The following is a 15295-nucleotide window of genomic DNA, read 5'->3' as shown; positions in this document are numbered from 1 at the left end:
AATGGCACGGGTACGGACGACGAGGAATCCGCTGGTGACGGCGGCGGTCGTGCTGGCGGTCGCGGCGGCCGGGGCGGCGGCCTGGGGCGGCTGGGAGCGTTACGACGTGACACACGACGACTCGGCGGCCTACGCCGAGGCACGCGACGACGCGTTGGCCGCGGGTGAGCAGGCCGTGCAGAACATGAACACGCTCGACCACGCGAAGGTGGAGAAAGGGCTCGACAGCTGGGAGGAGTCGACCACCGGCGACCTCCACAAGCAACTCGTCGACGGACGGGACGCGTTCGTGAAGCAGATCGAGGCGGCCAGGACCGTCAGCACCGCCGAGATCCTGTCGGGCGCGGTGACGGAGCTCGACGACCGGGCCGGCAAGGCGGGGGTGATGGTGGCGCTCAGAGTCACCGTGACGGCCCCGGAGGGCAAGCCCGCGGTCAAGGAGAGCCGGATGCTGGGGCAGCTCACCCGCACCTCCGAGGGGTGGAAGCTCAGCGCCCTCGGCCAGGCCCCGGTCGGCAACACCGCCGGCTGAACCCCGCCCGACCGAAAGCCCTTCGAGAGGACCACCGACATGTCGACGACCCGACACCTCGTCAACCGCCGCCGCAGGCTCGCCACCGTCACCGCGACGAGCGCACCGCCGCGCACAGCCGCGACCCGGGAACCGGCCACCGAGGCGACCGAGTCCGCTGACGCCCACGAGTCCCCTGAGGATCCCGAGTCCCCTGAGAATGCCGAGTCTCCTGAGGATCCCGAGGGCGACGAGGCGGCCGGTGCCGACGCGAAGGCCGACACCGACGCCTCCGGCGAGCCCGCCGACGACGGACGTCCCGCCGGCCGGATGCCCCGCCTCCGCATCCCGCTCCCCGCCGTGCTCTGCGCGGCCACCGTTCTCCTCGGCGCCCTCGCCGCCTGGGCGTTCACCTCCGCCGCGACGCTCCGGGAGGACCCCACGCGGCAGAACACCGCCCTCACCGACATCAGCCGGACGAGCGAGGTCAAGGGCCAGATCTCCGAGGCCGTGGGCGCCGTCTTCTCGTACACGTACGCGTCGCCGGGGAAGTCGGACCTGGCCGCACAGAAGTACCTGACCGGCAAGGCGGTCCAGCAGCACAAGGACATGCTCGCCGAGGTACGCGCACAGGCGCCGAAACAGAAGCTGGTGCTCACCACGACCGTCACCGAGAGCGGCGTCGAACTGCTCGACGGCGACCGGGCCCGGCTGCTCGTCTTCGCCGACCAGAGCAACACCCGCACCGGCAAGCAGGAGGAGACCACCTACGCGGCCGCCATGTTCGCCGTGGACGCCGTACGACGCGGTGACACCTGGCGGATCGCGGCCATCGACACCTTCGCGCGATGACCCAGGAGAGGGAGGAAACATGAGGTTCAACGGAACGATGCGCCGCGGGCTCACCGGGACGGCCACCGCCGTGGCCGCCATGGCGGCGCTCACCGCGTCCCAGGCCCCCGGGCTCGCCGGCGGCCCCGACGACGACATGAAGACCGTGGCCTCGGACGACGTCGTCTGGACCGAGGTGCCGAACGACGACAGCTACCACACCGAGCTTCCGCCCCTGCGGTCGCCGGAGCCGCCCAAGGGCCTGAACAGCGGGAAGAAGCCGAGCCCGGCGGTCGTGCGGACATGGGCCGAGGCGGGGATCCCCGCCACCGTCCTGGCCGCCTACCGCGCAGCGGAGAGCTCCCTCCGCGGCAGCGACCCGGGATGCAACCTCCCCTGGCAGTTGCTCGCCGCGATCGGGAAGGTGGAGTCCGGCCACGCGAGCGGAGGACGGGTGGACGCCGCCGGCACCACGCTCACCCCGATCCTCGGCCCGATCCTCGACGGAGCCGGCTTCGCGAACATCCCCGACACCGACGGCGGTGCGTACGACGGGGACACCCGGTACGACCGCGCCGTCGGGCCCATGCAGTTCATCCCCTCCACCTGGGCGCACTGGGGCAAGGACGGCAACGGAGACGGACGCAAGGACCCCGGCAACGTCCAGGACGCGGCCCTCGCCGCCGGCCACTACCTCTGCGCGGGGACACGCGACCTGTCCTCACGGGCGGACCTGGACAGGGCGGTCCTCAGCTACAACCACTCCGACACCTACCTGCGCACGGTCCTGTCCTGGCTGGAGTTCTACCGCAAGGGCACCCACACCGTCGCCGACGGCAGGGGCGTCGTCCCGAGGAGCCCCGGAGCGGGCAGTCCCCACGCGCCTGAGGCCCCGGTCGGAGGCCCCGGCAGCCCGAGCGACCCCGGCAAGGGGGGCGGCGGGATCATCGTCGGCCCGCAGCCCGGCGGCACCCCGCGCCCCTCCACCTCACCCACCGTCACACCCACCCCCACGCCGACGGATTCCGGCAGCCCCGGCCCGGGAGGACCCCCGAGCCCCGGCCCGACGGACAGCGGCCCCACCGAGCCCACGCCGACCCCGGACCCCACCACCACACCGGACCCCACCACCACACCGGACCCGACCACGACGCCCGACCCGACCACGACGCCCGACCCGGAGCCCACGACCACCGATCCAGGCTGCCCCACCGCCCCCACCCCGACGCCCGACCCGGCCGACCCCACCGGTGAGCCCTGCCCCACTCCGGCCGTGTGACGGGTCAGCGGGCGCTCAGCACCTCGGACAGGTCGTAGCGCACCACTTCCTCCAGCTGCGCGTAGGTACAGCCGGAGGGACTGCGGTCCGGCCGCCACCGGCGGAACTGGGTGGTGTGGCGGAAACGGTCACCCTCCATGTGGTCGTACGCCACCTCGCAGACCCGCTCCGGCGCGAGGGCCACCCACGACAGGTCCTTCTTGCCCGTCCACCGGCTCGGCGCGCCCGGCAGCCGTGACCCCTCGTGCGCCGCGGCGTCCGCCCAGGCGGCCCACGGGTGGTCCGCCGGCTCGATGCGCAACGGGTCCAGCTCCTCGACGAGTTCGGCCCGCCGCTTCATCGAGAAGGCGGCGCACACCCCCACGTGCTGCAGGGCACCCCCGGAGTCGTACAGACCGAGCAGCAGCGAGCCCACCACGGGGCCGCTCTTGTGGAAGCGGTAACCGGCCACCACGCAGTCGGCGGTCCGCTCGTGCTTGATCTTGTACATGACGCGTGCGTCCGGCCGGTACGGCAGATCGAGCGGTTTGGCGACCACTCCGTCGAGCCCCGCTCCCTCGTACCGGTCGAACCATTCCCGTGCGAGGGCCGGGTCCGTGGTGGACGGGGCGAGATGGACGGGGGCCGAGGCCCCCGCCAGCGCTTCCTCGAGGATCCTCCGCCGTTCCGTCTGCGGGGTCGCGAGCAGGGACCGGTCGTCCAGGGCGAGGACGTCGAAGGCGACGAAGCTCGCCGGGGTCCGCCCGGCCAGCATCCGTACCCGGGAGTCCGCCGGATGGATGCGCTCGCTCAGCCGGTCGAAGTCGAGCCGGCCGTCGTACGGCAGGACGATCTCACCGTCGATCACACAGCGCCGGGGAAGGTTCTCCAGCACCGCGGTGACCACCTCGGGGAAGTAGCGGGTCAGCGGCTTCCCCGTCCGGCTGCCGATCACCACCTCGTCGCAGTCCCGGTGCACGATCGCCCGGAACCCGTCCCACTTCGCCTCGTACTGCATCCCAGGGGGAATCGTGGACACGGATTTGGCGAGCATCGGCTTCACGGGTGGCATCACCGGCAGGTCCATGGCCCGATTCTCACCCACCGCACGCGGCGCGTCCTCCCGATATGCGGCGTATGTGGGCCCGCCCTACGGTGGCCGACATGGGAGCTGGAGCAGCGATGGAGCTGGACGTGGACGGACGGGCCGTAAGGCTGTCCAACCCGGACAAGGTGTACTTCCCGGAGAAGGGCTACACCAAGAAGGACGTGGCCGACTACTTCCAGGCCGTGGGACCGGGGATCCTCCGGGCCCTGCGTGAGCGGCCCACCACCCTCCAGCGCTTCGTCGACGGGGTCGAGGGCGAGTTCTTCTACCAGAAGCGGGCACCGAAGAACCTCCCCGACTGGACGCCCACCGCCAGGATCGAGTTCCCCAGCGGCCGGCACGCCGACGAGATGTGCCCCACCGAACTGGGAGCCGTCCTCTGGGCGGCGAACCTCGGCACCCTGACCTTCCACCCCTGGCCGGTGCGCAGGGCGGACACCGACCACCCGGACGAGCTGCGCATCGACCTCGACCCGCAGCCCGGCACCGATTACGCCGATGCGGTGAGGGCGGCCCACGAACTGCGTTCGGTCCTCGACGACCACGGGCTGCGCGGCTGGCCCAAGACCTCCGGCGGACGTGGCATCCACGTCTTCGTCCCACTCGTACCGGAGTGGACGTTCACCCAGGTCAGACGCTCGGCGATCGCGGTGGGCCGGGAACTGGAGCGCAGGATGCCCGACCGGGTGACGACCGCCTGGTGGAAGGAGGAACGGGGCGAGCGGATCTTCGTCGACTACAACCAGACGGCCCGCGACCGGACCATCGCCTCCGCCTACTCCGTACGCCCCTTCCCGCACGCCCCCGTCTCGGCACCGCTGCGCTGGGAGGAGATCGACGACGCCGAGCCCCGCGACTTCGACCTCCGGACCATGCCCGCGCGGTACGCGGAGGTCGGCGACCTGCACGCCGACATGGACGACCACGCCTTCCGGCTCGACCGGCTGCTGGAGCTGGCCAGGCGGGACGAGCACGAGCACGAGCTCGGCGACCTGCCCTATCCGCCCGAGTACCCGAAGATGCCGGGCGAGCCGAAACGGGTGCAGCCCAGCCGCGCCCGCCACGACCACGGCGACCCGGCATGACGGACCGGGCCACCGGCGGACACGGAGCACACGGCAGGCCGCCGACCCGGCGGGAGAAGTGGGAGGCGTACAAGAAGTCGCCGTACTTCCCCGCGGTGGTCCTGCTCTTCATCCTCGCGGCCGCGGCCGGTCTCTTCGCCGGTTCGTACACCTACGCGATGGCCAATCCGACGCCGCACCGCATCCCGGTCGCGGTCGTCGAAGGCCCTAGGACGCCCTACGCCGCCGAGTTCGTCCGGGGCATGAACAAGGCCCTCGACGCCTCGCTCGAACTCCACAGATACCCGGACGGCGCACAGGCCGAGGAGGCCCTGGAGGAGCAGAAGGTCTTCGCGATCCTGCGGAGCAAGGGGAAGGGCGTGGTGATGGACGTCGCCGGGGCCTCCGGCGCCACCGTCGCCCAGCTGCTGGGGGAGACGGGGGTGAAGGTCGCCCGCACCATCGGTGTCCCGCTCACCGTCAAGGACGTCAAACCGCTCGGGGAGGGGGACCCGCGCGGTCTCGCCCTCTTCTACATCTCGCTCGCCGCCGTCATCATCGGCTTCGTCGGGGCGATCCAGCTCAGCGTCCACGCCCGGGCGCTCAACCCGCTGGAACGGATCCTGTTCACCGTCGCCTACTCCCTGCTCGGCGGGTTCGCCATCGCCGCGGTGGTCGACTGGGGGCTCGGCGCCCTCGATCTGCCGTTCGTGCAGTCGTGGCTGATCCTGGCGTTCACGATGTTCACGTCGGGGATGGTCTTCACGATGTTCAACACCCTCATGGGCCGGTGGGCGATGATCCCGACCTGGGGCGTCATGGTGCTCCTCGGCAACCCGTCGTCCGGCGGGGCGGTGTCCTGGCCGCTGCTGCCCTCGCTCCTCGGGCACATCGGGCGCTGGCTCCCGCCCGGTGCCTCGATCAACGCCCAGCACACCGCGGTCTACTACAAGGGCCACCAGTACGCCTTCCCGTACCTGGTGCTGGCGGCCTGGGCGCTGGTGTCCTGCACGGTCTTCTGGGTCTGGCGCCGCCGGCACCCAGGAGGCCGCGACCGCGTGCCGGAGCACGCGGCCACGGCCGCCTGAGTGTGCCTCGCGCCTACAACTCCTTCACGCGGATGTCGCGGTACGAGATCACGTCCGTGGTGCTGTGGACCTGGAGCCCGATGTAGCCGGAGGCGTACCGCCGGCCGTCGGTGCCCGGGTCGTCACCCCGCGGCGGCTCGAAGACCTGCCCGCCGTTGTTGTCGAACTCGTTGAGCAGGACACCGTTGCGGTAGACCGAGTAGTGCTGGTCCACCACCCGGATCTCGTAGTCGTTCCAGGTGCCCTTGGGCGTGACCCCGGCACCGCCGAGGCCGACCCGGTCGAACCCGTAGACGGACCCGGTCTTGTACATGTCGCCGTCGGGCCGGTCGTTGACCTGGATCTCATGGCCGTACTTGATGGCGACCCACTCCGGACGGGACTCCTCCGGGTGGTCGTGGACGTTCGGGAAGCGGACGAAGACACCGCCGTTGGCGTTGCCCGCGCCGGGGGCGTCGTCGCGCCACTGGAGCTTCAGCGAGAAGTCCCCGTACTGCCGGGCCGGGAACCACAGCATCCCCATGCCGTCCACCGTGGTGGAGCTGGTGATCGAGCCGTCCTCGGTGTTGAGCCCGAACTTCCCGCCGCCGACCTGCTCCCACTTGGCGAGGGAGTCGGCGGTGCCGTCGAAGAGCTTCCGGTAACCCTCGTCCTGGCCCGGCTTGCCGATGCCGGACTGCTTGGCCGCCTTGTAGATCTTCTTGTGCTCACGGGCGTCGACGACCCCGTCGGCGAGGAGCTTGTCCAGGACCTTGTCGACGTGCTTGAGGAACAGCGCGTGCGACGACCAGTCCTTCTCGTCCTCGATCAGCTCGTTGATCGTGCAGCGGTTGCCGGTGAGCCGGTTGGGGACACCCGTGTCGACCGTGCCGACGATGACGGTGAGCCGTTCGTCGAACTCCGGGCAGTTGGGTGCCGGGACGCCGCCGCTCTGCGCGACGGTGAACGAGACCTGCCTGGCCTCCGAGGTGTTGCCCGCCTTGTCCGTCGCCCGGTGGGCGAACGTGTGGTAGCCGACGCGGTCGGCGATGACGGGGGACGAGTAGACCAGGTACGGGCCGCCGTCGAGGGAGTACTCGACCTTGTCCACGCCCGAGTCCGCGTCGGTCGCGGTGACCGTCGCCTCGGCACTGGTGATGAACGCGCCGTCAGAGTTCTTGTCGCCCGACACCACCACGGAAGTCTCCGGCGGTGTCTTGTCCTGCGACGGAGGCTCGACGACGGTGAAGGCGACGGACTTCTCCGCCGCGACGTTGCCGGACCTGTCGGTGGCGCGGTAGCGGACGGTGTGCTCGCCCACCTCATGCACCATCACGGGTGCGGTGTACGGCTTCCAGGCGCCGTCCGCCCCGACCGCGTACTCGATGGTGTTGACGCCGGACCCGGTGTCGGACGCGGTCACGGTGACCGTGGCCATGCCGAGGTAGGCGCCGGCGTCGTCCTTCTCGCCCGAGACGGTCGCCGAGGTCTCCGGCGCGGTCTCGTCGTCCGTCGGCGGTGCGGCGACCGCGAAGTCGGCCTTCTTCTCCGCCGCGGCGTTGCCCGCCTTGTCGGTGGCGCGGTAGCGGATCGTGTGCGACCCGACCTCGTTCACCACGACGGGTGCGGTGTACGGCTGCCAGGCGCCGTCCGCCCCGACGGCGTACTCGACGGTGTCGACGCCCGAACCCGCGTCGGTCGCCGCCACGGTCACGGTCGCCTGGCCGATGTACGCGCCGTCCGCGTTCTTGTCGCCGTCCACGGTCGCCGAGGTCTCGGGAGCGGTGGTGTCCTCGCCACCGCCGCCGTCCTCGGTCACCGTGAGGATGCCCTGCATCGAGCCGTGACCGGGGATCGTGCAGTGGTAGAAGTACCGGCCCGGGGTGAGGGTGACGTCGACGCTGTGCTTGCCGCCCTCGCTGTCACTGGGGTTGGCCAGGATGTTGACCGCGACGTCGTTGTTGAACTCCGGGTCCGACACGCTGAACGTCAGGGTGTGCGGCATGCCCGTCGTGTTGCCCGTGGCCGCGCTGTTCTCGAAGACGAGGGTCGCGGCGCCGGCCACCGCGGTCTTCGGCGCCGTCAGGTAGTGGTCGATGGGGTCACCGGCGGTCCAGTTGAGGACCTGGTTTGCGGCGGCCGCCGCCCGGTCGTCGTCCCGCCCGTAGGCGGCGGTCGACGCCAGCCCCAGGACCATCAGGAACGATCCGAGCAGGGCGAGCCACCAGCGTGCGGGCCCGTACCGCCGTCGAGCGAGGAGCGAGGGGTGTCTCACTGCGCTGCCGCCTTCCTGGCCAGGTCTGCGGCGGCCGGGGTCGGACCGCCGCCCTTGTACGTCACGCGCCACAGCGCGGACTTGGAGTCGGAGGTGAAGAAACCGCGCCCGTAGTCCAGGACGTAGAGCGATCCGTCCGGCGCGAACTTCCAGTCCATGAGGTTGCGGATCCCGTTCGCACCGACGGGAATGATCTTCTTCAGGGACTCGGCGTGGGTGGGCAGACCGCCCTTGCCGACCGTCTTCGGGTCGGTGAGCACGGCGTGACGCGGCTGGGTGTCGTCGTAGAAGTCACCGACGAACCACTTCCCGTCCCAGTAGGACGGCCACTTGGCGGCGCTCGTGCTCGCCGCGTCGTAGCGGTAGACCGGTCCGTTCATCGTGGCCTGGCCGCCACCCTTGAGCCAGGGCAGCAGCTGCTTCTGGTCCTCGACCTTGTAGCTGGGGACGCCGTTCGCGTCACGCGGGTAGTCCACGCCGCCGCCCTGGGGCGAGTACCAGATGGTGTTCGACGTGACGGGGGGCAGCTTCACCAGGCCGTCGTTGTTGGGCGACTCGTTCTTCGGGGCGTCGCAGTCGTACCAGTCGAGCGGCTTGGACGGGTCGGGCAGGTTGCGGTCCCGGTAGGGCTGCTTGTTGCCCATGCAGTACGGCCAGCCGTGGTTGCCCGCCTTGGTGATCGCGGCGAACGTGTCGTACTTCGCGGGACCCCAGGTCGTGCTGGGAGCGCCCGCGTCGGGGCCGACCCAGCCCGCGTACAGGGTGTCGGTCGACGTGTCGATGGAGATGCGCGCCGGGTTGCGGACGCCCATCACGTAGATCTCGCCGCGGGTCTTGCCCCCGCCCTCGTCCGGCTCCTTGCCGGTGAAGAGGTTGCCCTCGGGCAGGGTGTAGGTGCCGTCGTCCTCCGGGTGGATCCGCAGGATCTTGCCGTTGAGGTTGTTGGTGTTGCCCGCGGTGCGGCGGGCGTCGGCGAACGACACGCCCTTGTAGTTCGGCTGCGGGTTGTTGCCCGAGTAACCGTCGCTGAAGCCGGAGGAGTTGTTGTCACCCGTGGCGATGTAGAGGTTCTGCTCGGAGTCCCAGGCCATGCCGCCGCCCGCGTGGCAGCAGCTGTGGATCTGGACCGGCCAGTTCAGCAGCACCTTCTCGGACGCCAGGTCCAGCTTGTTCGTGGCGTGGTCGAAGGTGAAGCGCGAGACCTGCCGCACCGCCATCTGCTTGTCGCGGTCGATCTTCGCGTGCGGGGTGTAGTGCAGGTAGACCCAGCCGTTGGTGGCGAAGTCAGGGTCCAGCTCGATCCCGAGCAGCCCCTCCTCGACCTTGACCAGCTCGTCGCCGCCGCCCTTGTTGCCGAAGACGCTCAGCTTGCCCGCGAGGGTGACCTTCTTGGTCGCGGGGTCGTAGACGTGAACTTCGCCCTCGCCCTTGCCGACGTTCGGGTCCTTCCAGTCGGTGACCACCGGCACGCTGCTGTCCGCGCCGCCGCGCCCGATGTAGAAGACCCTGCCGTCCTTCGCGGTGACCAGCCCGTGCGGCTCGCCGATCTGGTCGTTCGTGCCGGGCTGGTTGGGCTGGGTGAGCCGCTCCGCCGTGTAGTTGGAGTCGATGGTGGCCTTGCAGTCGGCCTGCGAGATGCGGCTCGTCCAGGCCAGCGCGCCGCGCAGATGGTCCCGGAAGTCGGTCTCCGCGAAGCCGGCGGCCGTCCCGCCCATGGCGGTGTAGAAGGAACGCCCGCCGTCGTAGTCACGGCACCAGGAGACCGGGTGGTCCCAGCCGTTGGCGCTCTTGCCGGGGGAGTAGGTGATCTCGCGTACGCGGGCCACGGTGTGCACGTCGCCGGACGGGTTGTCCTTCCAGTTCAGCCACTTGTCCGGGCGCTTCCACTCCAGCGGGAGGTTCTTCGTCGCCGGGTGCTGCCGGTCGCCGATCTCCACGGTGGCGCGCTGGACGGCTGTCGGACTGTCCGCCGCCGGGCGGGCGCCGACCAGACCCGTGAACCAGTCCGAGTACGGTTCCGTGCGTGCCGCGTCATGGATGCCGAGGAAGCCGCCGCCTGCCTCCATGTAGGCCTCGAGGCCCGCCTCCTGCTCCGGGTCGAGCACGTCACCGCCGCCGGTCAGGAAGACGACCGCGTTGTACTTGCCGAGCTGCTTGCCGTTGGTGAAGACCCCGGCGTCGTCGGTGGCGACCGTCTTGAAGCGCCCCGCCTCGGGTCCGCTGAGGCCGATCTTCTCGATGGCCGCGATGCCCGCGTCCACGGTCGCCGGCTCCTCACCCGCCGAGGCGTGGAACACCAGTACCCTGACGTTCGCCCCGCCCGGCGGCGAAGGAAGGGACAACGTTGTCGCCACCCGTTCCTTCAGCCCTGGATCCGGATACGGGCTGGCGGTGGCCGCGTTGCCGCCGAGCAGGGACGCTGTCAGGCCGCCGACCGCCACTGCCGCCGCGATCCCGCGGCGCGATCTGGACCTGTGATGTGGTGTGCGCTGCATGTGGTCACCCACCCCTCTTGGTCACTTCTCCGGTCACTTCTTGGTCATCGCACCTCTGAAGTCACTGCGACAGCGCCCGAAGCTAGACCTCTTTTCGTGACTCGCCAATAGCTATGGCAGCAATTGAACGAACTTTGTCCTGAGTGTGGATAAACCCACGGGCCCCGGCTACCGTGTGGGCCGTCCAGGGGAGCAGCGCGTCAGTTTCCGTCTCTCAGTGGGGAGTTCGACATGGACCGAAGGACCTTCAACCGCAGGATGCTGGTGGGCGGGGGCGTGGCGGCGGCCACCGGCGTGACATCGATGTCACTCGGAGCGGTGCAGGCCACCTCCGCCGAGAACCCGGCGAAGACGGCCCCCGCGGGCGGTGCTGTCCGCCATCTCAAGCTGTACGCGGAGAAACTGGCCGACGGACAGCTCGGATACGGGCTGGAGAAGGGCAAGGCGTCGATCCCCGGACCGCTGATCGAGATCACCGAGGGCGACACGCTGCACATCGAGTTCGAGAACACCACGGACGTCGACGCCAGCCTCCATGTGCACGGCGTCGACTACGACATCGCGAGTGACGGCACCCGGATGAACCGGAGTCACGTCGAGCCGGGCGGCACCCGCACCTACACCTGGCGCACCCATGCCCCGGGCCGCCGCAAGGACGGCACCTGGCAGGCGGGCAGCGCCGGTTACTGGCACTACCACGACCACGTCGTCGGCACCGACCACGGCACGGGCGGCATCCGCAAGGGCCTGTACGGGCCCCTCGTCGTGCGCCGCAAGGGGGACGTCCTGCCGGACAGGACGATCACGATCGTCTTCAACGACATGACGATCAACAACAAGGCGGCCCACGAGAGTCCGAACTTCGAGGCCACCGTGGGCGACCGGGTCGAGGTCGTGATGATCACGCACGGCGAGTACTACCACACGTTCCACATCCACGGGCACCGCTGGGCGGACAACAGGACGGGGCTGCTGACCGGCCCCGACGACCCCAGCCGTGTGGTCGACACGAAGATCTGCGGCCCCGCCGACTCCTTCGGCTTCCAGATCATCGCCGGCGAACACGTGGGGGCGGGTGCCTGGATGTACCACTGTCACGTCCAGAGCCACTCCGACATGGGGATGGCCGGACTGCTGCTCGTCGCCAAGGCGGACGGCACGGTCCCCGGGTACGACCCGCCGCACCACGCGGCAGGCGCGGCGGAGGAGCACGGACACTGAGGTCCGGCCCCGGCGCCCCGGCCCGTCGGGAGGGCGGTCGCTGAGACGGTGCTTCCGGCGCCGGCCCCCCGGCCGGCCGGCCCCCCGCCCGGCCGGCACGCCGGAACTGCGGTGGTCCGTGCCCGGTGCCAGACTCGGAGGGTGAGCGAAGCCTGGCGTGAGGACCACGCGAGGCACAGGATCCGCCCGAGGAGCACACCATGCTCGACCCGTCCTTCGAGACCGGCGCCCCCGACTGGGTCGATCTCGGCACGCCCGACATCGACGCGGCCACGACCTTCTACAACGGCCTCTTCGGCTGGGAGCTGCTGCCCGGCGGCCCCGAGACCGGCGGCTACGGGACGTACCAACTGCGGGGCAGGACCGTCGCGGGCGTGATGACCGTGCCCGAGGGCCAGGGAAAGCCCTCCTGGTCGGTCTACTTCCAGACCCCCGACGCCGACGCCACCGCCCGGACGGTCGAGCAGGCCGGGGGCACGGCGGCCTTCCCGCCGATGGACGTGCTCGACTACGGACGCATGGGCGGCTTCACCGACAACAACGGCGCGTACTTCGGGGTCTGGCAGCCCGGCACGAACCCCGGCCTCGGCATGATCATGGAACCCGGTTCTTTGATCTGGTCCGAGCTGTACACCCCGGACGTGCCCTCGGCGGCCGCGTTCTTCCACACGGTCTTCGGATGGCAGACCAACCAGATGAGCTTCCCCGGTGGTTCCTACACGGTCGTCCGGCCCGCGGGCACGGACAACGACGAGTCCGCCTTCGGGGGACTCGTGCCCCTCGACCAGGTGCCGAGCGAGACCGCGGCCGGACCGCACTGGCTGCCGTACTTCGCCGTGGACGACACCGACGCCACGGTGTCCGCCGCGGAGCGGCTGGGCGGGCGGGTGACCATGGCCGCCACGGATCTGCCGGAAGTCGGCCGGATCGCGACCCTCGCCGACCCGGCGGGAGCGACCTTCGCATTGATCAAGCCCGCTCCGATGCCGTAGGTTCCCGACCTGCGGGAATCCCCGTGAGACCGGCCCCGCCGGGCGCGCGGAGCCTGCGGCCGGACCGGTCGTTGAACCATCGTTGATCACATGTTTATCGCCACCGGGCATCGTGTGCGTCATGCCGATCAACACCATGACCGACGAGCTCACCTGGCAGGAGACCGCGCTGTGCGCGCAGGCCGGGCCGGAGTTCTTCTTCCCGGCGCCGGGCAGCTCCACCCGTGAGGCCAAGCAGTTGTGCAACGCCTGCGAGGGCCGGGTCGCCTGCCTGGAGTACGCGCTCACCCACGACGAGCGCTTCGGCGTCTGGGGCGGCCTCTCCGAGAAGGAGCGGGACCGGCTGCGCAGAGGCCGGCGCAGCCGGGGCTGAGGACCGGCGGTCCCGGGACGGTGCGGTACGCCGGGACCGGCCTACCGTCCGCCGAGTGGCCCGTCACCGGTCGGCGCGCCCCGTCACGTGATCCGGAAGGTCTCCCCGTAGACCCGCCACACCAGCGGCTTCTCCAGTCCGAGGTTGCCCTCGCGCAGGAACACCCGCTGTGCCGTGTCGATCCGCGTCGTGTCGCGCTGCACCTTGCGGGCCTTGATCGCCGACCGGCTCTCGTCGAGGAAGGCGTTCAGGTACGAGGTCTCGTCGCCGCCCTCCGCCGCCGTGTCCGCCGACTCCATCGCCGCGTCCCGGATGCCGTAGAAGCCGTTCGCCTCCACGCCCGGGCCGTGCAGGACCATCGCGTCGTAGTAGACGAACTGGCCCAGGGTGCCGAGGCCGTCCATCTTCGCCAGCCGGACCGCGGGCTCGAAGTACAGCCGGTCGCGCGTCGCGTCCTGGGCGTCCCGGAAGGCCTGGTCCTCCGCCGCCCGGCGCCACGCGTCGGTGAAGCCGGGGTCCAGGCCCTCGTGCGAGTCCGTGCCGTCCACCTCGCGCAGGGCGGGGAGGAACGCGGCGAGCGGATTGTCCGGGTGCTCCTCGGTGTAGGCCTCGACCAGTTGCAGCATGTCGTTCGTACCGGAGCAGAAGCCGACTATGCCGGCGGTGTAGCCGGTCCCGTCACCCACGTCCTCGATCGCCGCGTACTGGCTGCGCCAGTCCAGGGTGGACGCCTCCGCGCTGGCCACCAGCCGGGAGGCGGTCTCCTTCATCGCGGGGTCGGCGAGCCCGGGCGGCAGCGCGTCGATCTCCTCGGCGCGCTCGTCGGCCTGTACGGCCGCCTCGGGCGTCGGCGTGCCGGTCCTGCCGGTTCCAGCGGCCTGTCCGGTGATCGTGGGCGGCTCGGAATCGCTCACGTTGAACAGGATCGAGGCGACTACGGCGATCGGTGCGCCGAGGAGAAGGAGACGCGTCACAGGTTTCACGGGCACAGAGTACGTTCCGTCAAGCTCTGGGGTCGGTCCGGACGTGAAGCAGCGGCGCACGCGTGACGCGTGCGCCGCTGCCTCACGGCGGGTCGGGGAGCGGATCCCGAGCCCGTGCCGGGCGGACCGCGGGTGTCAGCCCTGGGCGGCCCTGGCCGCCATACGGGCCTTGCGGGCCAGCAGCTTCTCGTCGAACTTCGACGCCTCGCTGTCCAGGCCGCTCATGTACAGCCCGAGCTCCTCCTGCGCCTTGAGGCCCTCCGGGCCGAGGCCGTCGATGTCGAGGACCTTCAGGTAACGCAGGACGGGCTGGATCACGTCGTCGTGGTGGATGCGCATGTTGTAGATCTCGCCGATCGCCATCTGTGCGGCGGCCCGCTCGAAGCCGGGCATGCCGTGTCCGGGCATCCGGAAGTTGACGACGACGTCACGCACGGACTGCATCGTGAGGTCCGGGGCGAGGTCGAAGGCCGCGCCCAGCAGATTGCGGTAGAAGACCATGTGCAGGTTCTCGTCGGTCGCGATCCGGGCCAGCATCCGGTCGCAGACGGGGTCGCCCGACTGGTGGCCGGTGTTGCGGTGCGAGACGCGGGTCGCCAGCTCCTGGAAGGCGACGTACGCCACGGAGTGCAGCATGGAGTGACGGTTGTCGGACTCGAAGCCCTCGGCCATGTGCGCCATGCGGAACTGCTCGAGCTTGTCCGGGTCCACGGCGCGCGAGGTGAGCAGGTAGTCGCGCATCACGATGCCGTGCCGGCCCTCCTCCGCCGTCCAGCGGTGCACCCAGGTGCCCCAGGCGCCGTCGCGGCCGAAGAGCGAGGCGATCTCGTGGTGGTAGCTGGGGAGGTTGTCCTCGGTCAGCAGGTTCACGACGAGCGCGATACGCCCGATGTCGGTGACCTTGGACTGGCTGGTCTCCCACGCCTCCCCGTCCTCGAAGTATCCGGGGAAGTTACGGCCGTCGGAGAACGGCACGTACTCGTGGGGCATCCAGTCCTTGGCGACCTTGAGATGGCGGTTGAGTTCCTTCTCCACCACCTCCTCCAGTGCGTACAGCAGCTGGGCGTCTGTCCACGCCTTCGAACTGCCGAGGTGGGGAGAGGTGATCGTCACGGGG

The 15295-nt window shown here is 70.4% G+C and carries 14 protein-coding genes; 9 read left to right on the top strand and 5 right to left on the bottom strand.

What is annotated here, in order from left to right; all coding sequences use genetic code 11:
* The first annotated feature begins 1 nt into the window (after position 1).
* Genes LWJ43_RS03640 through LWJ43_RS03630 form a run of 3 tightly spaced genes read left to right on the top strand, consistent with a single transcriptional unit; the run spans position 2 to position 2621 of the window.
* Complete coding sequence (locus LWJ43_RS03640) at positions 2–532, top strand: nuclear transport factor 2 family protein (RefSeq protein ID WP_277330814.1); 531 nt, start codon at positions 2–4, stop codon at positions 530–532.
* A gap of 39 nt (positions 533–571) precedes the next feature.
* Positions 572–1363: a hypothetical protein gene (locus LWJ43_RS03635; protein ID WP_277330813.1), complete on the top strand. Its 792-nt coding sequence runs from the start codon at positions 572–574 to the stop codon at positions 1361–1363.
* A 19-nt stretch (positions 1364–1382) separates the two neighbouring features.
* Positions 1383–2621 carry a lytic transglycosylase domain-containing protein gene (locus LWJ43_RS03630; protein WP_277330812.1) on the top strand — a complete coding sequence of 413 codons (1239 nt, stop codon included), beginning with the start codon at positions 1383–1385 and terminating at the stop codon, positions 2619–2621.
* Positions 2622–2625: 4 nt separating this feature from the next.
* Here the strand turns inward: LWJ43_RS03630 and LWJ43_RS03625 are convergent, their stop codons facing one another.
* Positions 2626–3687, bottom strand: coding sequence for an ATP-dependent DNA ligase (locus LWJ43_RS03625; protein WP_277330811.1), 1062 nt, complete (start codon positions 3685–3687; stop codon positions 2626–2628).
* A gap of 95 nt (positions 3688–3782) precedes the next feature.
* Between LWJ43_RS03625 and ligD the strand changes: the two genes are divergently transcribed.
* Together ligD and LWJ43_RS03615 are read left to right on the top strand one after the other, a co-directional pair.
* Positions 3783–4793 (top strand): non-homologous end-joining DNA ligase, encoded by a 1011-nt coding sequence (gene ligD, locus LWJ43_RS03620; protein ID WP_277335801.1) that lies wholly within the window; start codon positions 3783–3785, stop codon positions 4791–4793.
* Complete coding sequence (locus LWJ43_RS03615) at positions 4790–5860, top strand: ABC-2 transporter permease (RefSeq protein ID WP_277330810.1); 1071 nt, start codon at positions 4790–4792, stop codon at positions 5858–5860. The genes ligD and LWJ43_RS03615 overlap by 4 nt, the downstream gene beginning before the upstream one ends.
* 13 nt (positions 5861–5873) lie before the next feature.
* Here LWJ43_RS03615 and LWJ43_RS03610 read toward each other — a convergent pair whose 3' ends face one another.
* Both LWJ43_RS03610 and LWJ43_RS03605 read right to left on the bottom strand, forming a co-directional pair.
* Positions 5874–8114 carry an OmpL47-type beta-barrel domain-containing protein gene (locus LWJ43_RS03610; RefSeq protein WP_277330809.1) on the bottom strand — a complete coding sequence of 747 codons (2241 nt, stop codon included), beginning with the start codon at positions 8112–8114 and terminating at the stop codon, positions 5874–5876.
* A complete protein-coding gene (locus LWJ43_RS03605; protein WP_277330808.1) occupies positions 8111–10468 on the bottom strand; it encodes a ThuA domain-containing protein in 2358 nt (785 codons plus the stop codon). The genes LWJ43_RS03610 and LWJ43_RS03605 overlap by 4 nt, the downstream gene beginning before the upstream one ends.
* Between LWJ43_RS03605 and LWJ43_RS03600 the strand changes: the two genes are divergently transcribed.
* From LWJ43_RS03600 to LWJ43_RS03585, 4 genes are all read left to right on the top strand, one after another.
* Positions 10362–10592, top strand: a complete 231-nt coding sequence (locus LWJ43_RS03600) for a hypothetical protein (protein WP_277336063.1) — start codon at positions 10362–10364, stop codon at positions 10590–10592. The two genes, LWJ43_RS03605 and LWJ43_RS03600, sit on opposite strands and share 107 nt — an antisense overlap.
* Positions 10593–10840: 248 nt before the next feature.
* Positions 10841–11830 (top strand): multicopper oxidase domain-containing protein, encoded by a 990-nt coding sequence (locus LWJ43_RS03595; protein WP_277330807.1) that lies wholly within the window; start codon positions 10841–10843, stop codon positions 11828–11830.
* 200 nt (positions 11831–12030) lie between these two features.
* Positions 12031–12822 (top strand): VOC family protein, encoded by a 792-nt coding sequence (locus LWJ43_RS03590; protein WP_277330806.1) that lies wholly within the window; start codon positions 12031–12033, stop codon positions 12820–12822.
* A gap of 121 nt (positions 12823–12943) precedes the next feature.
* Positions 12944–13195, top strand: coding sequence for a WhiB family transcriptional regulator (locus LWJ43_RS03585; protein WP_277330805.1), 252 nt, complete (start codon positions 12944–12946; stop codon positions 13193–13195).
* A gap of 83 nt (positions 13196–13278) precedes the next feature.
* Here LWJ43_RS03585 and LWJ43_RS03580 read toward each other — a convergent pair whose 3' ends face one another.
* Positions 13279–14169 (bottom strand): chitosanase, encoded by an 891-nt coding sequence (locus LWJ43_RS03580; protein WP_277335800.1) that lies wholly within the window; start codon positions 14167–14169, stop codon positions 13279–13281.
* Positions 14170–14313: 144 nt separating this feature from the next.
* On the bottom strand, positions 14314–15291 hold the full coding sequence (locus tag LWJ43_RS03575; protein ID WP_277330804.1) for an acyl-ACP desaturase: 978 nt from the start codon (positions 15289–15291) through the stop codon (positions 14314–14316).
* Positions 15292–15295 lie beyond the last annotated feature (4 nt).

Origin of the sequence: Streptomyces sp. JH34, from assembly GCF_029428875.1 — a bacterium.
Classification (GTDB): Bacteria; Actinomycetota; Actinomycetes; order Streptomycetales; family Streptomycetaceae; genus Streptomyces.
This window is presented reverse-complemented; position numbering and strand designations above follow the sequence as displayed.

Excerpts from the sequence above, each read along its gene's own strand:
- LWJ43_RS03640 (WP_277330814.1), top strand. The coding sequence starts at position 2 with ATGGCACGGGTACGGACGACGAGGAATCCGCTGGTGACGGCGGCGGTC.
- LWJ43_RS03635 (WP_277330813.1), top strand. The coding sequence starts at position 572 with ATGTCGACGACCCGACACCTCGTCAACCGCCGCCGCAGGCTCGCCACC.
- LWJ43_RS03630 (WP_277330812.1), top strand. The coding sequence starts at position 1,383 with ATGAGGTTCAACGGAACGATGCGCCGCGGGCTCACCGGGACGGCCACC.
- LWJ43_RS03625 (WP_277330811.1), bottom strand. The coding sequence starts at position 3,687 with ATGGACCTGCCGGTGATGCCACCCGTGAAGCCGATGCTCGCCAAATCC.
- ligD (WP_277335801.1), top strand. The coding sequence starts at position 3,783 with ATGGAGCTGGACGTGGACGGACGGGCCGTAAGGCTGTCCAACCCGGAC.
- LWJ43_RS03615 (WP_277330810.1), top strand. The coding sequence starts at position 4,790 with ATGACGGACCGGGCCACCGGCGGACACGGAGCACACGGCAGGCCGCCG.
- LWJ43_RS03600 (WP_277336063.1), top strand. The coding sequence starts at position 10,362 with ATGCCCGCGTCCACGGTCGCCGGCTCCTCACCCGCCGAGGCGTGGAAC.
- LWJ43_RS03595 (WP_277330807.1), top strand. The coding sequence starts at position 10,841 with ATGGACCGAAGGACCTTCAACCGCAGGATGCTGGTGGGCGGGGGCGTG.
- LWJ43_RS03590 (WP_277330806.1), top strand. The coding sequence starts at position 12,031 with ATGCTCGACCCGTCCTTCGAGACCGGCGCCCCCGACTGGGTCGATCTC.
- LWJ43_RS03585 (WP_277330805.1), top strand. The coding sequence starts at position 12,944 with ATGCCGATCAACACCATGACCGACGAGCTCACCTGGCAGGAGACCGCG.